Origin of the sequence: Microbulbifer epialgicus (assembly GCF_041447265.1) — a bacterium.
GTDB classification, from domain to species: Bacteria; Pseudomonadota; Gammaproteobacteria; order Pseudomonadales; family Cellvibrionaceae; genus Microbulbifer; species Microbulbifer epialgicus.
Genome location: NZ_JBGMEK010000052.1, coordinates 12233 through 31362, shown reverse-complemented (window position 1 = coordinate 31362; position 19130 = coordinate 12233). Strand labels below are relative to the sequence as shown.

Genomic DNA, 19130 nt, shown 5'->3' with positions numbered 1-19130 from the left:
GCATTGAGCGTTGCTGCTTTGTAGACGCACTTAAGATCAGCCATAAAGGCCTTCTGATTTTTTGAAGCCACATACTTCAGTGAGTTACGTACCTGGTGGATGATGCAGTGCTGGATCTCGGTAGCAGGATAGATGCTCTCTATGGCCTCAGGGAAACCCTGCAGACCATCAACACAAGCAATTAGGATATCTTTGACCCCACGGTTATTAAGGTCGGTCAGAACACTCAGCCAGTGATGTGCGCCTTCTTGATCGGATAGGTAGAGCCCCAGCAACTCCTTCTTGCCTTCAATATTAAGGCCAAGAATCGTGTAAATGGCCTTGCTGGTATAACGGCCATTTTCTTTGATTTTGTAGTGAATAGCATCGAGCCAGACAATGGGGTAGACAGCTTCCAGGTCGCGCTCACGCCAGGCCTGAAGTTCAGGTAGCAGCTTGTCGGTAATGGTGTTGATAGTGCCGTTGGAAAGCGGCATGCCATAGATATCGGCAATATGTGTGCGGATGTCCTGGTAGCTGTTGCCCAAGGCAAACAGAGCGATGATCTTGCGCTCCAGCTCGTCGGTAAGCTGGGTTTGATGTTTCTTGACGACTTGAGGTTCAAAGGTCCCGGCACGGTCCCGCGGCGTCTGCAGCTCGAAACTGCCAGCGGGGCTTTTCATGGTTTTTGAGGTGGTGCCATTCTTGCGGTTGGGCTTGTCCTCGCTGGCGAGGTGCTCTTCCAGCTCCGCCTTCATGGCGGCTTCGGTAAGTTGCTTGATCAGAGGAGTTAGAATGCCATCTTTGCCACTGAGGTCTTTGCCTTCACGCAAGGCCTTGATGGCGGCATCCATATCGAAAGTGGGTTTGGTCATGGGTCATCTCTTTTTTGTTAATGATAAAGAAATGACATAGAGTTCTGAACACTACCCTTCTAGAGTAGGTTAGTTTCGGTCAAACCTATTACTTCCAAAGTTGCCTCGCCCCTAGGAGTTTACATAGGTATTTCAATGTACCTCCTATTTTGTATAAAAAAAGCGGGCATTATGCCCGCTTCAATACATCACTTCCTGTGAGTGACTTTTTTGTAGTAATTCCATTCCTACCGTCTGTTGGGGAAGATTCCGCAAGAGCGAAACCTCGCTATTCGTATCTATAAACCTTCCTTCATATATTTCTTTACGCTCAGCTCGGCAAACAAGAAATATTCTCAAAGTCACCAGATGGTGTGATTTGAGTCACTTAATGCTGTGACTCACAAGCGCTTACCACTGCAGTGCGCCACCGGTTTGATATTCAATGACCCGGGTTTCGAAGAAGTTTTTCTCTTTGCGCAGGTCCATAATTTCGGACATCCACGGGAATGGGTTCTGAGCGCCAGGGAAATGCTCTTTCAGACCCAGCTGGCTGAGGCGGCGATTGGCGATAAACTGGAGGTACTCCTCCATCATGTTCGCATTCATACCGAGTACGCCGCGGGGCATGGTGTCGCGAGCGTAGGCTACTTCCAGCTCCATGCCTTCGAGAATCATCTGGGTGACTTCCTGCTGGAATTCCGCAGTCCATAGGTGCGGGTTTTCCAGTTTGATCTGGTTGATGACGTCGATGCCGAAGTTCAGGTGCATAGATTCGTCACGCAGGATGTACTGGAATTGTTCAGCAACACCAGTCATTTTGTTGCGACGGCCCATGGACAGGATCTGGCTGAAACCACAGTAGAAGAAGATACCTTCGGTAACCGCATAGAAGGCGATCAAGTTGCGCAGCAGTTCCTGGTCGGCTTCAGTCGTGCCGGTTTTAAAGTTGGGGTCGCCGATGGCCTGGGTGTGTGAAAGGCTCCAGGCGGCTTTCTTGGCAACAGTGGGCACTTCGCGGTACATATTGAATACTTCGCCCTCATCCATACCCAGGGACTCTACGCAGTACTGGTAGGCATGGGTGTGGATAGCTTCTTCGAAAGCTTGGCGCAGCAGGTACTGACGGCACTCCGGGTTGGTAATATGGCGGTAGATAGCCAGCACTAGGTTGTTGGCTACCAGGGAGTCCGCAGTGGAAAAATAGCCCAGGGAGTACATCACAATACGACGTTCATCCTCGCTCAGACCGTCAGGGTCTTTCCACATGGACACGTCTTTATTCATATTGATTTCCTGGGGCATCCAGTGATTGGCACAGCCGTCCAGATATTTTTGCCAGGCCCAGTCGTATTTAAAGGGTACCAACTGGTTGAGATCAGCGCGGCAATTGATAATTTGCTTTTCATCGACCTGAATGCGGGCCGCGCCCATTTCCAGTTCTTCCAGGCCGGGAGCCGGGTCCATACTGGCGACCGCCGCCCGTGCAGCCTGAACAGCAGAGGAGCTACTTTGGGCCGCAGGCGACGCCGGAGTGGCTGCAGAAGTTGCGGCTTCCGCCGTATAAGAAGCACTGGGCTCTTGCACGGATTTCGCCTGGGTCTCCGGCGCCGGTCGCGGTTCGGTTGCTTTTTCAGATTGTTGGGGCTTTGTTTCGAAGTCGTCCCAGCTCAGCATAGTTGGCCCTTTTGATCGGTCTCGTTATCGAAAGTTCGATATTCATTTTTCAATCTTCCTGGCGCGGCACTCGCAGGGAGGGGCCAGGGGTGATGTACCGGTATTTTCTGCCGGCACTGATTTATTTGAGCAGGTATTTTTAACCTGCTCGGGCACATAATTTCCTGTGCCAGATCAATAATTACTTTGCTTTTTTATCCGTATTTTTCTGGTTTTTTGCAGCCCGAAGGTGCTGCTTGTAGCAAAGTCAATTGGCTGTAAATTCTCATATTGCAGTTTATTACTCTCGTAAGATCCCTGTTGAGTACAGGACGCAGACGATCCCCGGCCCACTAAAATCTCCCGGCTTTTGGGTACCGGATAGGCCGGGGTCGCTGCGCATGGTCATGCCCGCACGTGCGGTTACGACGCTCTCCCCCGAGAGTAAGTGCTGGCCCCTGGTGGGGCCAAATTTTATTGACAGGCTTCGCAATCCGGGTCGTCCAGGGAGCAGGCCTGGGGAACTGCTGCCGGTACAGGGGCAGCCTGTTCCGCAGGTGCCGCTGTTGCGGCAGCCATGCCATTACTACTATGTGCGCTTACCGCGTTCAAAGTGCCAGTATTAACCGTGGATTTCTCCGTGGTGGTAGCGGCCAGAGCACGCAGGTAATAAGTGGTTTTCAGGCCGCGGAACCAAGCCATGCGATAGGTCAGGTCCAGCTTCTTACCGTCGGCGCCGGCAATATACAGGTTCAGGGACTGGGCCTGGTCAATCCACTTCTGGCGACGGCTGGCTGCGTCCACGATCCAGCGCGGCTCTACTTCAAATGCAGTGCGATATTTCGCTTTCAGGTCTTCCGGTACGCGATCGATTTTCTGCACAGAGCCTTCGTAATATTTCAGGTCGTTAACCATGACCTGATCCCAGAGGCCGCGATCTTTCAGATCGTGTACCAGGTAGGGGTTTACTACGGTGAATTCGCCGGACAGGTTCGATTTCACATACAGGTTTTGATAAGTCGGTTCGATCGACTGGGAAACACCGGTGATATTGGCAATGGTCGCAGTGGGGGCGATCGCCATCACGTTGGAGTTACGCATACCTTGAGCTTTTACTTTCTCGCGCAGGCCGTTCCAGTCCAGAGTCGAGCTGGTGTCCTGTTCGATAAATTGCTGGCCGCGCTGCTCAGCCAGAATCTGGATGGAATCCAGTGGCAGAACACCTTTGCTCCACAGTGAGCCTTCGTAGGTCTGGTACTTGCCGCGCTCAATTGCCAGGTCGCTGGAAGCAGAGATGGCTTCGAAGCTGATGGCTTCCATAGTGCTGTCGGCGAAGGTTACGGCTTCGTCGCTGCCGTAGGCGATGCCGGCCTTGTACAGCGCATCCTGGAAGCCCATCAGGCCCATACCTACCGGGCGGTGACGCATATTGGACTGGCGTGCACTCTCAACGGCGTAGTAGTTGATGTCGATAACGTTATCGAGCATACGTACAGCGGTTTTTACGGTATTGGCCAGCTTGGAGCGGTCGAGTTCACCGTTGTCACCGATATGTTGAGCCAGGTTGACGGAGCCCAGGTTACATACGGCGATTTCGTCGTCAGCCTTGGTGTTGAGAGTGATCTCGGTGCACAGGTTGGAGCTGTGAACCACACCGGCGTGTTGCTGTGGGCTGCGCAGGTTGCAGCTGTCTTTAAAGGTGATCCAGGGGTGGCCGGTTTCGAACAGCATGCCCAGCATCTTGCGCCACAGGTCGAGTGCGCGGATCTTCTTGAACAGACGGAGCTTGCCTTCGGCAGCCAGTTGCTCGTAGTGGTTATAGCGCTCTTCGAATGCGGTGCCGAACAGGTCGTGCAGGTCCGGGCAATCGGCCGGGGAGAAGAGGGTCCAGTCTTTGTCTTCGAACACGCGCTTCATAAACAGGTCGGGGACCCAGTTGGCGGTGTTCATATCGTGGGTGCGGCGGCGGTCGTCACCGGTATTTTTGCGCAACTCGAGGAATTCCTCGATATCCAGGTGCCAGGTTTCCAGGTAGGCACATACAGCGCCTTTGCGCTTGCCACCCTGGTTTACCGCTACAGCAGTGTCGTTGGCCACTTTCAGGAAGGGCACAACACCCTGGGACTTGCCGTTGGTGCCTTTGATATAGGAACCCAGGGAGCGCACCGGTGTCCAGTCGTTGCCGAGACCGCCGGCCCACTTGGACAGCATGGCGTTATCGCGGATAGCGCCGTAAATACCGTGCAGGTCATCCGGTACTGTCGTCAGGTAGCAGGAAGACAGCTGCGGGCGCAGGGTGCCGGCGTTGAACAGGGTCGGGGTGGAGCTCATGTAGTCGAAGGAGCTCAACAGGTTGTAGAACTCTACCGCGCGCTCGTTCTTGTTTTCTTCGTTAATGCTGAGGCCCATGGCGACGCGCATAAAGAAAATCTGTGGCAGCTCGAAACGAATGTCATCGCTGTGCAGGAAGTAGCGGTCGTACAGAGTCTGCAGGCCCAGGTAAGTGAACTGGTGATCGCGTTCGCCTTTTAAGGCTTCGCCAAGTTTTTCCAGATCGAAGGTGGCCAGTGCTGGGTCGAGCAGGTCCAGCTCGATCCCTTTTTCCACGTACGCGGGCAGGGTGGAGGCGTAGAGTTTCTCCATTTCATGCTGGGTTGCGCGCTCGGCCACGTCGAGGAAGCGCAGGGCTTCTGAACGCAGTTTGTCCAGCAGCAGACTGGCAGTGGCGAAGGTGTAGTTGGGCTCCTGCTCAACCAGAGTGCGCGCAGTAATTACCAGCGCGGTGTTGATATCATTTTCGGAGACACCGTCGTACAGGTTTTTCAGGGCTTCATCCAGGATGGCCTCGGCGTTGACATCTTTGAGGCCTTCACAAGCTTCGCTGACAACGGTGCGCAGGCGCTCCATATCCAAGGGGGCCAGACTGTCATCGTCGAGTTTTACACGGATGCTTGGGTGGGCATCGACCGCTTGCTCGGGCTCCTGGGTTGTTTTCTCTTTTTCCGCACGCAGGCGAGCGTGTTCTTCGCGGTAGAGTACATAGTCGCGGGCAACTTTGTGTTCGCCAGCGCGCATCAGGGCCAGTTCTACTTGGTCCTGAATTTCTTCGATATGGATGGTTCCACCAGAGGGCATACGGCGCTTGAAGGTGGCGCTGATCTGGCCAACCAGTTCCCCGACCTGTTCGTGAACACGGCTAGACGCAGCGGCAGTACCGCCTTCAACAGCGAGAAAGGCCTTGGTGACGGCGATAGAAATTTTACTGTCGTCATAGGGAACAACGGTGCCATTGCGCTTGATTACGCGAATCTGGCCCGGTGCGGTAGCGGCCAGAGTGGTGCCGCCAATTGCTTGGTCGCTTGAGGTGCCCGACTTTTCCGCAGGCACGGCTTGAGAGCGCCCTGTCTCTGTGTGCATGTAAATCTCCGAAAGGTTTGTATTGTTGTCTGTCCGCGACTGTTCGACAGAACAGCGGCCACTGGACTACGTGGCATTTGCGGAGCGGGTCCATCGCATTGCCAGTGATGCCTTCCGCATTGCGGGGGTCACTGGAAACAGGCGGCTCGATGGCCAGCTCACTGTTAAGTCTGCCGGCTGCTGCCTGCGGCGGATTATTCCCTTCCGCCCGCTTACCTCTGATTCTGCTTTGAAAAAAGCAGCGCCTGACACCGGCCGCCAAAAAATGTGGCCGAGCGCCGGAATTCGCCCCAAGAACTGGGGGTGCTCTTGGGCCCTTACCCCAATATATAGGGGTATTGCCTCGAGTGCGCTACAAGATAATGCGGTAGCCGGGTCAGTTCAAGGCGAATAACTTTGTAGTTGTTTGTGGATAAATTGTGGGTAGGCGTGTGGAGTCAGTAGCCACTTCCGCGGCAGGGCCCGCCACCACTGGGCTGCACAGACGCTGGCACTTCGGGAGGAGGCCGAATACAAGCTCTTACAATTTTTTTTAATAGCGGAGGCGTTCTAAATTAACAACGGCAATAACCATTTGCGAATGGCCGCAATTTGCGCAAATTGGTACTAAAATGATCAGTTTCGTGGCGGGATTTTTATGTTGTCACCAGTTTGCTTATTCAGTGTGAGCTAATGAAGATGTGCATAAATGATTGCTTCCGCGCCTGGAAAGCAACAGTTGGGAAATTGCGGCTAATCCTTGTGCGCAGTAGGCGGATTGTGCCGGTCAATGTTACTGTGTAAAGCGTCATTAACCGGCATGAAAATATGCTTAGGCGCTTTGCTCCTGCAAGAATTCCATTAGAGCTTTCTGCGCATGCAGGCGGTTTTCCGCCTCATCCCAGACTACCGAGATGCGCTCGTCCTCTAGTAGCTTGGCACTTACTTCCTCGTCTCGATGGGCTGGCAGGCAGTGCATAAACACGGCATTACTATTGGCGTGGCTCATCAGCTCGTGGTTCACCTGGAAATTACTAAAGGCCTTAGTGCGCAACTGCTGTTCCGTTTCTTGGCCCATGGAGGCCCAGACATCAGTAGCGACCCAATCTGCGTTTCGAACAGCCTCCACAGGGTTATGCACAACCTTTACCCGGTTACCAGCCGCAGCGACAATATCGGCATTGGGCTCATAACCTTCGGGGCAGGCGATACGCAGCTCAAAATCGCACAGGCGTGCGGCATTGATATAGGAGTGGCACATATTATTGCCGTCACCGACCCAGGCCACCACTTTACCGTCGGGGCTGCCGCGGTGTTCAACAAAAGTCTGGATATCGGCTAGCAATTGGCAGGGGTGGTAGCTGTCGGTCAGGGCATTGATAACTGGTACCCGCGAGTGGGCAGCGAAGCGCTCGAGCATCTGGTGGCCAAAAGTGCGGATCATCACCATATCCACCATGCGAGAAATGACTCGAGCGCTGTCCTCGACAGGTTCGCCGCGCCCCAATTGAGTATCCCGTGGCGACAGGAACAGAGCGCTGCCCCCCATTTGCGCCATGCCCGCTTCAAAGGAAACTCGCGTACGGGTAGAGGATTTCTCAAAAATCATCCCCAGTACCTTTCCGCGGAAAAAGTCAGTGGTAATCCCCTGGTTGCGCAGTGTCTTTAGTTCGATTGCGCGCTCGATAACTTGTTTTAATTCCTCTGCGGACAGGTCCATCAGGGTGAGGAAGTGCCTGGTCGCCATAAGCTGTTCTCCTTGTTAATGCTTCAGACTGCTTGCAGCGCAAACTGTTGAATCAGGGTGCTGATATCGCCAGTCAGTTGCTGGCATTCAGTGTCGGTAAGTGTGAGTGGCGGCAGGAGGCGAACTACATTGCCGGCAGTGACATTTATGAGTAGCCCCCGATTGCGTGCTTGAGCTACCAACTCAACGCAGGGTTGGTTTAATTCTATACCGATCATCAGGCCTAGCCCGCGGATCTCAGTGACTGCATCGCACTCGCTGAGTTGAATTTGCAAGCCCCGCAGCAAACGGTCGCCCAATTTTTCAGCGCGCTCAATGAGCCACTCGCTTTCTAACGTCTCAACAACAGCGAGGCCGGCGCGGCAGGCCAGGGGATTGCCGCCAAAAGTGGAGCCGTGGCTACCGGCTGTGAATAGGTGCGCTGCGATGCCGCGCGACAGGCAGGCGCCGATGGGTATGCCGTTGCCCAAGCCTTTGGCAATAGTCAAGACATCAGGCACTATGCCTGCGTGCTGGTAAGCAAACATCTTGCCAGTGCGGCCAATGCCGGTCTGGATTTCATCCAGCATCAGTAACCAGTTCTGCTTGTCGCACAGGGCGCGCAGCTTTTTCAGGTAGTCCATATCGGGTATGCGAATGCCGCCCTCGCCCAAAATGGGCTCTGCCAGTACCGCGACAATGTTGTCGTGCTTTTCGGCCAACTGTTCGATCGCGGCAATATCGTTAAAAGGTACCCGCAAGAACCCCCCGGGGAGTGGGGCAAAACCTTCCTGAACCTTTTCGTTGCCGGTGGCTGTGAGGGTGGCAAGCGTGCGTCCGTGGAAGGCCCCTTCCATTACCACGATTTGTGGTGTCGCCAGGCCGCGTTCATTACCGAGTTTACGTGCCAGCTTAATAGCGGCTTCATTGGCCTCAGCTCCTGAGTTGGAGAAAAACACGTTGTCCATAGCGGAGGTATATACCAGCTTGTCGGCCAGCTGCTGTTGTGCGGGAATATTGTACAGATTGGAAACGTGTAGCAGTGTGTTAGCCTGATCCTGCACGGCCTCGGTTACCCTTGGGTGGCAATGACCCAAACCGCAGACGGCAATACCGGAGATGGCATCCAGGTATCGTCGGCCCTGATCATCCCACACATAGTTACCTTCCCCCCTGACCAGGGTCAGGGTTCTCTCGCCGTAGTTTTGCATTAATGTGGGGGTGGCCACTGCGGTGCCTCCTTCTCTCAATTCTGACTTTTACTCGGTTTCCGCAGAAAATGCAGTATTTTGATGTGCTTTCCGCATCCTGTACGGATTTCACCAATACTACCACAAGCTTTGTGTCGCGTATGCTGTCCATTTGAGTCGATTCATCCCGGAATCTTTGAGGATTCGCGCGGTGTATTTTGTTCCGCGCGGGGCCCGCGGGTACTTTTTCCCCCCTGCGCTGGGTTACAATACCGGCTCGTGCGCAATGGCTGGGTGCCGATGCGGAACACATGAAACAACTTTTGCTTCCACCACCTGAGGTTTCTGAAGCTTATGGATACACTGGAGAACATCAAACAGCAGATCGCCGACAATGCCATTCTGCTTTACATGAAAGGTAGTCCCAACGCCCCCCAGTGCGGCTTTTCCATGCGCGCCTCCCAGGCGATGATGGCCTGCGGTAAGCGTTTTGCCTATGTGGATATCCTGTCCAATCCGGATATTCGTGCTGAATTGCCGAAGTATGCCAACTGGCCCACCTTTCCTCAGTTATGGGTAAAGGGCGAGTTGATTGGTGGTTGCGATATCATTATGGAAATGTACGAGAACGGTGAGCTGAAAACCCTGATTGATGGAGCTTCTGCTGAGGGTGATGAATAAGCTCGCTGTACAAGCGATGTGAACCTGGTGACAGGGTAGCCGAGCACATTACAGAAAATGCGGCCTTTACCGTAATACTAGCCAGATAAGTTTTTTCGCTTATTGGCCAGACAAAAGAAAATCCGGAATCCCCCAGCAAGGATTCTGGATTTTTATGCAGTTCAACCAAGTAGTGGAAGCTATCTACTTCGTTACTCCAGAACAATTTTCAACACTTTTTAAAGTCCTCTCCCCAGAATTGATTGAACAATGCCTGCAGGAGTTTGGTGCGGTCACCGTGCCTAGGCGCCGCCTTCCCGTGGAAATGAAGATCTGAAGCGTCCTGGGTATGGTTCTATTTCGCACTTCCCCATAAGCCAGATAGCTAATCAACTCGATATCCTCAGTTCTGGAAAGGACTCCTTAGTGGCGACTAGCGTTATTGTGCAGATTTAGCAGAAGCTGGGAATGGGGTGGAAAAGAGTGAGGTGAGGCTGGCCGGGCAGCCTATCGAGAAAACCCCAAAACACTCACTAATATTATTTGACCGCGGCTTTTACGCTCAGGACCTCCTGAAATGGCCCACCAAGAATTGAGGGGAAGCACGCTGGATTACCCAAGGCCGTAAAAAGGTGACCAAAGCGCCATGTCCTTAAAAAAGAAAATGCCAGTCAGTTGGTTTATTGCAAAGGCGGAGGGGGAGAATACACTTCACTCGAGACCGTATGAGGTACGGATGCCGACTGCGAGCGTACAGGAATATAATCACAGCGCATCGCGACAGAAGTGTATTCTTTGCTTCCGACCCAGAGTTAACTGACGGGCATTACCGGCTTTATTATATTTTTTATTCTGGTAGATATTGTAATAATTTAGCCGGACGCTTTTTCCATCTGGGTTTGGAGGTAATTCTGGATTCCTACCTTGTCGATCAATTCCAATTGGGTTTCCAGCCAATCCACATGCTCTTCCTCAGAATCGAGGATTTTTTCCAGTAGTTCGCGGCTGCCGTAATCGCGTACGGATTCGCAATAGGCGATGGCTTCGCGCAGATCGGGAATTGCCTTGGATTCTACTTTCAAGTCGCACTTGAGCATTTCCTCGGTATTTTCACCGATCATCAGTTTGCCTAGGTGCTGCAGATTGGGAATACCTTCCAGAAAAAGAATACGCTCGATCAGCCAATCGGCGTGTTTCATTTCATCAATGGATTCGTGGTATTCCTGCTTACCGAGCTCTTTTAACCCCCAGTTGTCGTACATACGAGCGTGAAGAAAATATTGGTTGATAGCTACCAGCTCATTGCCCAGTACTTTGTTTAAATGTTCGATAACCTTGGGATCGCCCTTCATAGCTTTTGCTCCTGTGGCCCTGCGAGCTTGTTTAGGCCAGCAGAGAATTCCTATTTGTTGGTCGCTTGATATAAGTAGAGATAAAAAGTGACTAAAAAGGTTTAGTCACTTAAGTCCGCGGCTGACCGTTTTCCTACAATTTATTTTAGGTTGGCAACTGCAATCCGGGCCGAGTTTGCGTTGCGATTTGCGGCAAGTCAAGGAAAAGTTATTTGCTATGGAATGCATGAAAAGTAAGGGTTTTAACGCGAATTTGGCCGAAAATCGCAACGAAAATGATTCCTGTTTAGGTTGTCTGGAGTATCGGGACCAGGCTGTCAGATTTTGTCGATAGCGAATATTTGTTTGTAATTATATTTAAAGTGGAAGTGCTTTTGATAAAAGCCTGATTATCGATAGATGTTCACTCAAGATAATTAAAAAGGATAGTGCTGATCTTTTTTGCGCTTAAAGACGTCAGCCGGTTGATCAAGAGAATCGAGAAAATGGTATATAAATGCGCCATTTGAGAAGCGGTGAGAATCCAGCCGTGTTGCACGCTAGACGCAGTCGGTCAGCGGAGTCAGTGACGCAGCTTGGAGGCTGCGGGCGCTGCAGTACAGCACCTAGGCCTTCAATAAGACAGGATGCTTGGTAATCGAAGTCGCCGTAAAGGAGTAAGTGATGCCATAGTGCAGCGCACACAGGGTTTCCTGTGAGAACTGTTTGACACAGACAGCGATATCCTATTCTGCAGTAGCGAGTGGACCCAGCGACAGGGTGGACTGAGTTTGGCGGATGATGATGGAGCCCAAACTTCCATTAAGGGAAATACTAAAAAGGGGGAAGAGAAGAATACACTGCGTTCGGGACCGTATGAGGCATGGATGCCGATTACGAGCTTACAGGGATGTATTCACAGCGCGTCTCGAGTGCAGTGTATTCTTTCCTTCTGATCCAGTGGTACGTCTAGCCGTGCCTCCGCTATACAGGAATGAACCTGGGTAGCGGTCAACCCGCACACAGTAATTAAATTACTCGACAATAGTAATTATTTCCTGGTTGTCAGTTAATTGCACTTAGCCTAAGCGAGGGAATATACGCCGGGCCTCCCCACAGTTTCAGTCATGATAGATCGAATAGCTTGCCATTGGTGAAGTGGTCATTGTCGAGGGTATTCGAGCGCAAAGGCTTCACAAAACCCATAATGCCCAGAGGAATTGTGGGGTAGTAACGAGTGGCTTGTGAGAGAAAAGGGGGAAGAAAGAAGGGGGCACGCTGTGATCGCCGATGGATACTGCCAGCGCGCGAGTGGAAATCAACTGGCGGAGTAAAACAAGCCATTGTTGGCCGTGGTAATAATACCCCCGGCCAAGGTCTCATCGATGATCTCCTTGGTCTGTTCTGCGCAACGGCCGCACTGGGAGGAGACTCCCAATTGACGTCTCAGCGCCTTAATAGAAGTGGAGCCATCGTAGACTGCCTCTTTGATTTGGCGGTCGGTAATACCTTTGCAGATACATACATACATCGTTAGGGGACTCTGATCGATCTTTAACCAATGCTAGACTGATGTAAATCCTATTGCAATTGAGAATGAGTGTCAATAAGATTTCTAAAAGATCGTAAATCCATCGTTTTGTTTCCTTTTTATGCAAAATCTTGAGTTTCACTTCCTTTTTACAGCCCAGTTCACGCATGGTTGTTCTGCTATCAGCCTCATTTAAAAAATTTATGGGCCTGAAATAATTGGCTGTGTATCATAGCGACCCACTATCAATTCTTATTCGATTTATAGCTGTTGCGTATAAATTGAACACTTCATTCTTAACAACAACTCATCATTGGATTGAGGAGGTTTTCATGGCAGTACTAGTAGGCAAGCCGGCTCCCGATTTCACCGCTGCAGCGGTATTGGGTAATGGCGAGATCGTCGATACTTTTAACCTGAAAGAAGCTATCAAAGGTAAGAAAGCGGTCGTTTTCTTCTACCCGCTGGACTTCACCTTTGTATGTCCTTCTGAGCTGATCGCATTCGACCATCGTTTTGCCGAGTTCGAAAAGCGCGGTGTTGAGGTAATCGGTGTATCCATCGACTCCCAATTCTCTCACAACGCTTGGCGCAACACCCCGGTGAACGAAGGTGGCATCGGTCCGGTTAAATACACCCTGGTTGCAGACGTTAAGCATGAAATCTGCCAGGCGTACGACGTAGAAGCCGACGCTGGCGTGGCTTTCCGCGGTTCCTTCCTGATCGACGAAGAAGGCATGGTTCGCCACCAGGTGGTTAATGACCTGCCACTGGGCCGTAACGTTGACGAGATGCTGCGCATGGTTGACGCTCTGGCGTTCCACCAGGAGCACGGCGAAGTATGCCCAGCCGGTTGGCAAGAAGGTGACAAAGGTATGAACGCTTCTCCGGAAGGCGTAGCGGCTTACCTGAGCGAGAATGCTGAAAAGCTGTAAGCTCAAATATTGACTGGGGATTCCCCAGGCAGAGAAACCGCCGCAAGGCGGTTTTTTCGTTTGTACAGAGGCACAAGTGCAATTTCACACTTGTGGCACAGGCGACCGCACCCAGGCTGGAGATTGCGACTAGAATTCTGCGGTCAGTCCTGCGTGGCGCCTAAATAGAGTTTTTGCCCGCTGGCTGCTAGTCTTATCTGCATGTACCGGATTGCTTTGGCGGCTCGATTTGCGTATGAGACCTGCAATTCTTTCAAATATTGTCTACCACCTGCGTGCCGGGAAGGCCCGCATTCTCCTCTCAGCGTTGCTTCTGTGCGGGCTGGCTTTGCCTGCGCGGGCCGTGGATATTGACACCAGAGCCAAGGCATTTGATCGTTACTTTCGGCAGATGATGGCGGGCAAGTCTATTCCCGGTGGCGCCTATGTAATTGTCGACGGCAACCGGGTGGTCGCGATGGACACCTATGGTGTGCGGATCAGGGGCAAGGCAGGCAAAGTAGATCGAGATACGGTTTTCCGTCTGGCTTCAGTATCGAAAACCTTTGCCGCGAGCATGGCCACCATCTTGGAGCATGAAAACCGCTTCAGCTGGAGTGACAAGGTGGTCAATTATGTGCCGAACCTGAGTTTCAAAACATCATCCCTATCGCGCCAATTGCAGGTGGAGCACTTGCTCAGCCACTCTTCAGGCCTGACCCCCAACGCTTACGACAACTACCTCGAAGACAATAAACCACTGAGCAAAATATTGCCGAAATTCGCTAATATCGATCCGCGCTGTACCCCCGGGAAGTGCTATGGCTACCAGAATGTGCTGTTCAGCCTAATCGAGGATGTCATTTACGAAGCCACCGGTGTCTCCTTTGCTAATCAACTTAAACAGCGCATCTTTGTGCCGCTGAAAATGCAGAATGCTTCGGTGGGCTGGGAAAGCTTTATGGCCTCTGATAACCGCGCCGCGCCACACGTGCAGACTGGCAGTGGCTGGCGTCCGGTAAAAGTGGAAAAAGAATACTATTTTGCCGCTCCAGCAGCCGGCGTAAACGCCAGCATCTCCGATATGGCCCAGTGGCTGAAGGCACAGATGGGATACTACCCGAAAGTGTTGTCCCCGGAAGTGATTGAGGACATGACCACAGAGCGGGTGACAACTCAGCGACATATGCGTCATCGTATCTGGCGGGACTATCTGTCCCACGCGGGTTACGGGCTGGGCTGGCGCCTCTATACCATCGGCGACGACCGCATTATCTACCATGGTGGCTGGGTAGCCGGTTTTCGCGCCGCAGTTGCCTACTCGGAAAAGCTGAAGATCGGCATCGCTATCCTGATGAATGCCGAGTCCCGGGTAATCTCCGATTTGACCGCAAATTTTGTGATTGATATTACCGGCAAGGGCAGCACTGCTACCGTTAAGACCAGCGGGGATCGTTGACCTCGCTGCGTGCACTTTGAACCTCCCCCTTGAAACCCGTCAGAAGATCCTCATATCTGCTTTCTATTCCGATTGACGTGTATGGGGAGAACCAATAAATGACCGTTGAGGCCCACAAAGAGAGCCATGGATTCCAGACGGAAGCCAAACAGCTGCTGCACCTGATGATCCATTCGCTCTACTCCAATAAGGAAATTTTCCTTCGCGAGTTAGTATCCAACGCTTCCGATGCTGCTGATAAGCTGCGCTTTGAGGCGCTGTCCAAGCCCGAACTGTTGGGCGATGATGCTGATCTGCGTATTCGCATCGAATTTGATAAGGACGAGGGCACCCTGACCATTACCGATAACGGCATTGGTATGAGCCGCGATGAAGTGATCGAAAACCTCGGCACCATTGCCCGCTCAGGCACCTCCGCGTTTATGCAGCAATTGACAGGCGACCAGAAAAAAGATGCGCACCTGATCGGCCAGTTTGGTGTGGGCTTCTACTCTGCATTTATCGTTGCCGACAAAGTGGATGTATTTACCCGTCGAGCCGGCCTTGATGCTGACCAGGGCGTGCACTGGGAGTGCCATGGTGAAGCAGAATATTCCGTAGAAAATATTGAGTGGCCTCAGCGCGGTACCCGTGTAGTTTTGCACTTGAAGGAAGATGCCAAAGAGTTTGCCGATGGTTGGCGCTTGCGTTCCATTATCAAGAAGTACTCCGACCACATCGCACTTCCGGTGGAAATGCTGAAAGAACAGATGCCGGCGGCAGAGGGTGAAGAGAAGGAAGAAGAAAAGGCGCCTGAATTTGAGGCGGTTAACGCTGCCCAGGCGCTGTGGACTCGTCCGCGCTCTGAAGTCAAGTCTGAAGAATATAAAGAGTTCTACAAGCATATCTCCCACGACTTCGACGACCCATTGATTTGGAGTCACAACCGTGTAGAGGGTAAGCAGGACTACACCAGTCTGCTGTATATCCCTGCGCGCGCTCCGTTTGATCTGTACCAGCGCGATGCTGCCCGAGGTCTCAAGCTATATGTACAGCGCACCTTTATCATGGATGACGCAGAGCAATTCCTGCCGCTGTACTTGCGCTTTGTAAAAGGCATTCTGGATTCCAACGACCTGCCGTTGAACGTATCCCGTGAAATTCTGCAAAAAGACCGCAATACCGATGCGATCAAGAGTGCCTTAACCAAGCGCGTTCTGGATATGCTGGATAAGTTGGCGAAAAAGGATGGAGATGAGTACCAGAAATTCTGGGATCTGTTCGGGAATGTGCTGAAAGAAGGCCCGGCAGAAGACTTCTCCAATAAGGAAAAAGTGGCAAAGCTGCTGCGTTTCGCAACCACCCATACCGATACCGATAAGCAGGACCAGTCCCTGGAAGATTACATCGGTCGGATGAAGGATGGTCAAAAAGCGATCTACTATGTGTGTGCGGATAATTTCGCTACAGCCAAGTCCAGCCCCTACCTGGAGGTCTTCCGCAAGAAGGGCATTGAGGTATTGCTGCTCACCGATCAGGTGGATGAGTGGTTTGTGGGCCATATGAACGAATTTGATGGCAAGCAATTCCAGGACGTCGCCAAGGGAGCGTTGGATCTCGGTGAAGCCGAGAGCGATGAGGACAAAGCCGAGCGCGAAAAAGTCGAAAAGGAGTCCGGTGCCCTGGTTGAGCGGGTACAGGAAGTGCTCGAAGACCGTGTTGAATCTGTGCGCGCGACCACTCGCTTGGTGGATTCTCCCGCGTGCCTGGTGGTGAGCGAACAAGACATGGGTCCGCAGATGCGCCGCATCCTGGAGCAGGCTGGGCAGGCCTTGCCGGATGCCAAGCCTATCTTTGAGCTGAATCCATCCCATCCGTTGGTGCAGCGCCTGGACCAAGAACAGGATGAGGACCGCTTCGCGGATCTCACCAATATCCTGATGGACCAGGCCAACCTGGCGGCGGGTAACCAGCTTGCGGACCCGGCTGACTATGTGCGTCGCTTGAATACGCTGCTGCTTGAGATGCACGACTAAGCGCATCTCCCAATAAATGGTTCACACTGTGAGCTGGCCACAGTAATACTCCACCGGGTTTTACTATGGTATCGATGTACGGCCCCTGCCGTACCAGCCTGCCTTTATCCGGTCGGCTGGTCGCGACAGCGGGCCGTTTTCTGTTTTGGTCAGGTTGCTTTGTGAAGTTGTATGCACACTCCCCGTAATTTGAGCTCTTTGGGCTTAGCGGGTCATACCTCTATAATCCCAGGCCACGAGAAAAGCTTTATTGGAATTACTATGCAAAAAGAAACTTCCAACCCCCTCACCATAGCCGTATTGGGCGGCGGCAGTTTCGGAACGGCGATTGCCAACATTGTGGCGGGTAATGGCCACGATACTCGCCAGTGGATGCGGGATTCGGAGAGCGCGGAAGCTTGCCGGGAGGCGCGCGAAAACCACAAATACCTGCCAGGTGTGGCGCTGCACCCAGAACTTTGCATCAGTAGTGACCTCCAGGAAGCGGTGCAGGGATGCGATATTATTTTTGTTGCTATTCCCAGTAAGTCTTTTCGTGAAGTGGTGCGTCGTGTGGCACCGCTACTGAAGCCAGGCACCATGCTGATCTCTACCACCAAAGGGATTGAGCACGACAATTTCCACTTGATGAGCGACATACTGCGAGAGGAAACCACCGGCATGCGTGTGGGGGTGTTGAGCGGGCCCAATTTTGCCAAGGAAATTGTTGCCGGCCATTACACTGCGACGGTGATTGCCAGTGAAGACGAATCTCTGTGTAAGGATATTCAGACGGCTCTACACTCTGAAACCTTTCGGGTTTATTCCAGTAATGATGTGTTTGGGGTGGAGCTGGCCGGCGCCCTGAAAAATATTTACGCGATAGTGACTGGCATGGCGGCGGCACTGGATCGTGGGCAGAACACTATCAGCCTGCTGATTACCCGATCTCTCGCTGAAATGATGCGATTTGCCGAAGCAATGGGAGCAGATCCTATGACATTTATCGGCCTCGCTGGTGTTGGCGACCTGATATTGACCTGTTCTTCCGATTTGAGCCGCAACTACCGGGTGGGTTATTTGGTGGGTAAAGGCAAGTCACTGGATCGTGCTGTCGCAGAAATCGGTCAGGTGGCCGAGGGTGTAAATACCGTCCGACTGATTAAACAGAAAGCAGACGAAATGGGTGTCTATATGCCCTTGGTTTCCGCGATTCACGCCATATTATTTGAAGAGCGACCGATCCCAGAGGTAATTCGCAATTTAATGTCGGGCGCACAAACATTTGACGTGGCCTACTCGGCCAAGCCTTGATGGAAGCCTCTTATGAAAAACGATGAACTTAAACGCAACCTGACTTCCGGCAACCAGTGGGTGCGACTGATCTATATGGTGCTGTTTGGCATCTGTTTACAGTTGGCCGGTTGGGTGTTGTTGGCTGTGGTGGTACTGCAATTCCTGTTTTCAATTACTGGTGGCAGCTCTAACGATAATCTGCGTCGTTTTGGCGATCAGCTCGCCTCTTATATCTACCAGACAGTACAGTTCTTAATTTACAACTCCGAAGACAAGCCTTTTCCTTTTGCCGAATGGCCTGAGTCCGACGTAGATGATCTTTCCGGTTATGAAGGTGCCGAGGAAATTTCTGCGGAAGTGGTCTCTACAGAGGAAAAAGTAGAAACTGTGAACAAGGCTGAGTCAAAAGAGGGAGAGGCTGAGGACGCGATAATTCTAGGCAGCGATGAGCCTGCAGATGATAGCAAGCCCGAGCTTGTGGAGGAAAGTGCTGATGAGTCCCCAGCTGCATTCGCTGATAAAAAAGGCGAGCCTGATGAACGCGGTGATAAAAGCTAGCCAGCAGCACAGCTCCAACTGAGGCTACATAGATGCAATTATTTATCCTGCGCCACGGAAAAGCCGAGCCGATGCCCGGCAACGATGCTGCTCGAGCCCTGACCGAGCGAGGGCGCAAACAGGTGGCGCAAGTTTGCAAGAAACGCTCCCAAGAATTGTCGGCGGTGCGCGCTATTTGGGCGAGTCCTTTGGTGCGCACCCAACAAACGGCCGATATTGTTTCCGCACACCTGGGCTTGCCCATAGTTACCGAGCCGCTGTTAATAGGGGATCGTGATCCTCAGCAGTTACTCGACCTCCTGCAGCAGCAGGAAAACTTCCCCATTTTGCTGGTGAGTCATCAACCATTGGTTGGCCGTCTGCTCAATGGTCTGTGTGGTACCGGAGATCAACACTCTATGGGGACCTCTAGTCTGGCTTGCGTGAGTTCGGAAGTCTGGGCCGACGGCTGTGCGGACCTGGACTGGCTGCAGCACGCTGATTAATCGCTGGTTTTACCCTTCATAGCAACCCCGCCCTGTCGTGTTGCACTTTAATCACCATCCCGCTGGTGCCAAGTGTCATTGCCCGACTCAGTGACAGGCTG

The 19130-nt window shown here is 52.3% G+C and carries 16 protein-coding genes; 9 read left to right on the top strand and 7 right to left on the bottom strand.

Annotation, left to right across the window (positions count from 1 at the left end):
* The 3 genes from ACCI49_RS17650 to ACCI49_RS17640 form a co-directional block, all read right to left on the bottom strand.
* Positions 1-854 (bottom strand): IS256 family transposase (locus ACCI49_RS17650; protein WP_371840459.1); only part of this gene is annotated, 854 nt, incomplete at its 3' end.
* 390 nt (positions 855-1244) lie between these two features.
* Positions 1245-2510, bottom strand: a complete 1266-nt coding sequence (locus ACCI49_RS17645) for a ribonucleotide-diphosphate reductase subunit beta (RefSeq protein ID WP_371840458.1) — start codon at positions 2508-2510, stop codon at positions 1245-1247.
* A gap of 453 nt (positions 2511-2963) precedes the next feature.
* The gene (locus tag ACCI49_RS17640; protein WP_371840457.1) at positions 2964-5906 is read right to left on the bottom strand and encodes a ribonucleoside-diphosphate reductase subunit alpha; all 2943 of its coding nucleotides are present in this window, start codon (positions 5904-5906) and stop codon (positions 2964-2966) included.
* A 25-nt stretch (positions 5907-5931) separates the two neighbouring features.
* On the opposite strand from ACCI49_RS17640, the gene ACCI49_RS17635 reads away from it, so the two are divergent.
* Positions 5932-6300, top strand: a complete 369-nt coding sequence (locus ACCI49_RS17635; RefSeq protein WP_371840455.1) for a hypothetical protein — start codon at positions 5932-5934, stop codon at positions 6298-6300.
* Between the two features lie 417 nt (positions 6301-6717).
* Here the strand turns inward: ACCI49_RS17635 and argF are convergent, their stop codons facing one another.
* Together argF and ACCI49_RS17625 are read right to left on the bottom strand one after the other, a co-directional pair.
* Positions 6718-7632 (bottom strand): ornithine carbamoyltransferase, encoded by a 915-nt coding sequence (argF, locus tag ACCI49_RS17630; protein WP_371840453.1) that lies wholly within the window; start codon positions 7630-7632, stop codon positions 6718-6720.
* Between the two features lie 23 nt (positions 7633-7655).
* Complete coding sequence (locus ACCI49_RS17625; protein ID WP_371840452.1) at positions 7656-8840, bottom strand: aspartate aminotransferase family protein; 1185 nt, start codon at positions 8838-8840, stop codon at positions 7656-7658.
* A 315-nt stretch (positions 8841-9155) separates the two neighbouring features.
* On the opposite strand from ACCI49_RS17625, the gene grxD reads away from it, so the two are divergent.
* Both grxD and ACCI49_RS17615 read left to right on the top strand, forming a co-directional pair.
* On the top strand, positions 9156-9482 hold the full coding sequence (grxD, locus tag ACCI49_RS17620) for a Grx4 family monothiol glutaredoxin (protein ID WP_371840450.1): 327 nt from the start codon (positions 9156-9158) through the stop codon (positions 9480-9482).
* Positions 9483-9636: 154 nt separating this feature from the next.
* Complete coding sequence (locus tag ACCI49_RS17615; protein ID WP_371840448.1) at positions 9637-9798, top strand: transposase domain-containing protein; 162 nt, start codon at positions 9637-9639, stop codon at positions 9796-9798.
* Between the two features lie 535 nt (positions 9799-10333).
* Here ACCI49_RS17615 and bfr read toward each other — a convergent pair.
* Positions 10334-10813 carry a bacterioferritin gene (bfr, locus tag ACCI49_RS17610; RefSeq protein ID WP_371840447.1) on the bottom strand — a complete coding sequence of 160 codons (480 nt, stop codon included), beginning with the start codon at positions 10811-10813 and terminating at the stop codon, positions 10334-10336.
* 1297 nt (positions 10814-12110) lie between these two features.
* The gene (locus ACCI49_RS17605; protein WP_371840446.1) at positions 12111-12323 is read right to left on the bottom strand and encodes a bacterioferritin-associated ferredoxin; all 213 of its coding nucleotides are present in this window, start codon (positions 12321-12323) and stop codon (positions 12111-12113) included.
* Positions 12324-12655: 332 nt separating this feature from the next.
* Here ACCI49_RS17605 and ACCI49_RS17600 point away from each other — a divergent pair, with 332 nt between their 5' ends.
* From ACCI49_RS17600 to sixA, 6 genes are all read left to right on the top strand, one after another.
* A complete protein-coding gene (locus ACCI49_RS17600; protein ID WP_152454432.1) occupies positions 12656-13258 on the top strand; it encodes a peroxiredoxin in 603 nt (200 codons plus the stop codon).
* Positions 13259-13493: 235 nt separating this feature from the next.
* The gene (locus ACCI49_RS17595; RefSeq protein ID WP_371840460.1) at positions 13494-14696 is read left to right on the top strand and encodes a serine hydrolase domain-containing protein; all 1203 of its coding nucleotides are present in this window, start codon (positions 13494-13496) and stop codon (positions 14694-14696) included.
* A 98-nt stretch (positions 14697-14794) separates the two neighbouring features.
* Positions 14795-16711, top strand: coding sequence for a molecular chaperone HtpG (htpG, locus tag ACCI49_RS17590; RefSeq protein WP_371840445.1), 1917 nt, complete (start codon positions 14795-14797; stop codon positions 16709-16711).
* A 261-nt stretch (positions 16712-16972) separates the two neighbouring features.
* Entirely contained in the window at positions 16973-18004 is a 1032-nt protein-coding gene (locus tag ACCI49_RS17585; RefSeq protein ID WP_371840443.1) for an NAD(P)H-dependent glycerol-3-phosphate dehydrogenase, read from the top strand.
* A 12-nt stretch (positions 18005-18016) separates the two neighbouring features.
* Positions 18017-18544 carry a DUF4389 domain-containing protein gene (locus ACCI49_RS17580; protein ID WP_371840442.1) on the top strand — a complete coding sequence of 176 codons (528 nt, stop codon included), beginning with the start codon at positions 18017-18019 and terminating at the stop codon, positions 18542-18544.
* Positions 18545-18576: 32 nt separating this feature from the next.
* On the top strand, positions 18577-19029 hold the full coding sequence (sixA, locus tag ACCI49_RS17575; RefSeq protein ID WP_371840441.1) for a phosphohistidine phosphatase SixA: 453 nt from the start codon (positions 18577-18579) through the stop codon (positions 19027-19029).
* The last annotated feature ends 101 nt before the right edge of the window (positions 19030-19130 follow it).

Excerpts from the sequence above, each read along its gene's own strand:
- ACCI49_RS17585 (WP_371840443.1), top strand. The coding sequence starts at position 16,973 with ATGCAAAAAGAAACTTCCAACCCCCTCACCATAGCCGTATTGGGCGGC.
- ACCI49_RS17600 (WP_152454432.1), top strand. The coding sequence starts at position 12,656 with ATGGCAGTACTAGTAGGCAAGCCGGCTCCCGATTTCACCGCTGCAGCG.
- grxD (WP_371840450.1), top strand. The coding sequence starts at position 9,156 with ATGGATACACTGGAGAACATCAAACAGCAGATCGCCGACAATGCCATT.
- argF (WP_371840453.1), bottom strand. The coding sequence starts at position 7,632 with ATGGCGACCAGGCACTTCCTCACCCTGATGGACCTGTCCGCAGAGGAA.
- bfr (WP_371840447.1), bottom strand. The coding sequence starts at position 10,813 with ATGAAGGGCGATCCCAAGGTTATCGAACATTTAAACAAAGTACTGGGC.
- ACCI49_RS17605 (WP_371840446.1), bottom strand. The coding sequence starts at position 12,323 with ATGTATGTATGTATCTGCAAAGGTATTACCGACCGCCAAATCAAAGAG.
- ACCI49_RS17615 (WP_371840448.1), top strand. The coding sequence starts at position 9,637 with ATGCAGTTCAACCAAGTAGTGGAAGCTATCTACTTCGTTACTCCAGAA.
- ACCI49_RS17645 (WP_371840458.1), bottom strand. The coding sequence starts at position 2,510 with ATGCTGAGCTGGGACGACTTCGAAACAAAGCCCCAACAATCTGAAAAA.
- ACCI49_RS17580 (WP_371840442.1), top strand. The coding sequence starts at position 18,017 with ATGAAAAACGATGAACTTAAACGCAACCTGACTTCCGGCAACCAGTGG.
- sixA (WP_371840441.1), top strand. The coding sequence starts at position 18,577 with ATGCAATTATTTATCCTGCGCCACGGAAAAGCCGAGCCGATGCCCGGC.
- ACCI49_RS17640 (WP_371840457.1), bottom strand. The coding sequence starts at position 5,906 with ATGCACACAGAGACAGGGCGCTCTCAAGCCGTGCCTGCGGAAAAGTCG.
- htpG (WP_371840445.1), top strand. The coding sequence starts at position 14,795 with ATGACCGTTGAGGCCCACAAAGAGAGCCATGGATTCCAGACGGAAGCC.
- ACCI49_RS17595 (WP_371840460.1), top strand. The coding sequence starts at position 13,494 with ATGAGACCTGCAATTCTTTCAAATATTGTCTACCACCTGCGTGCCGGG.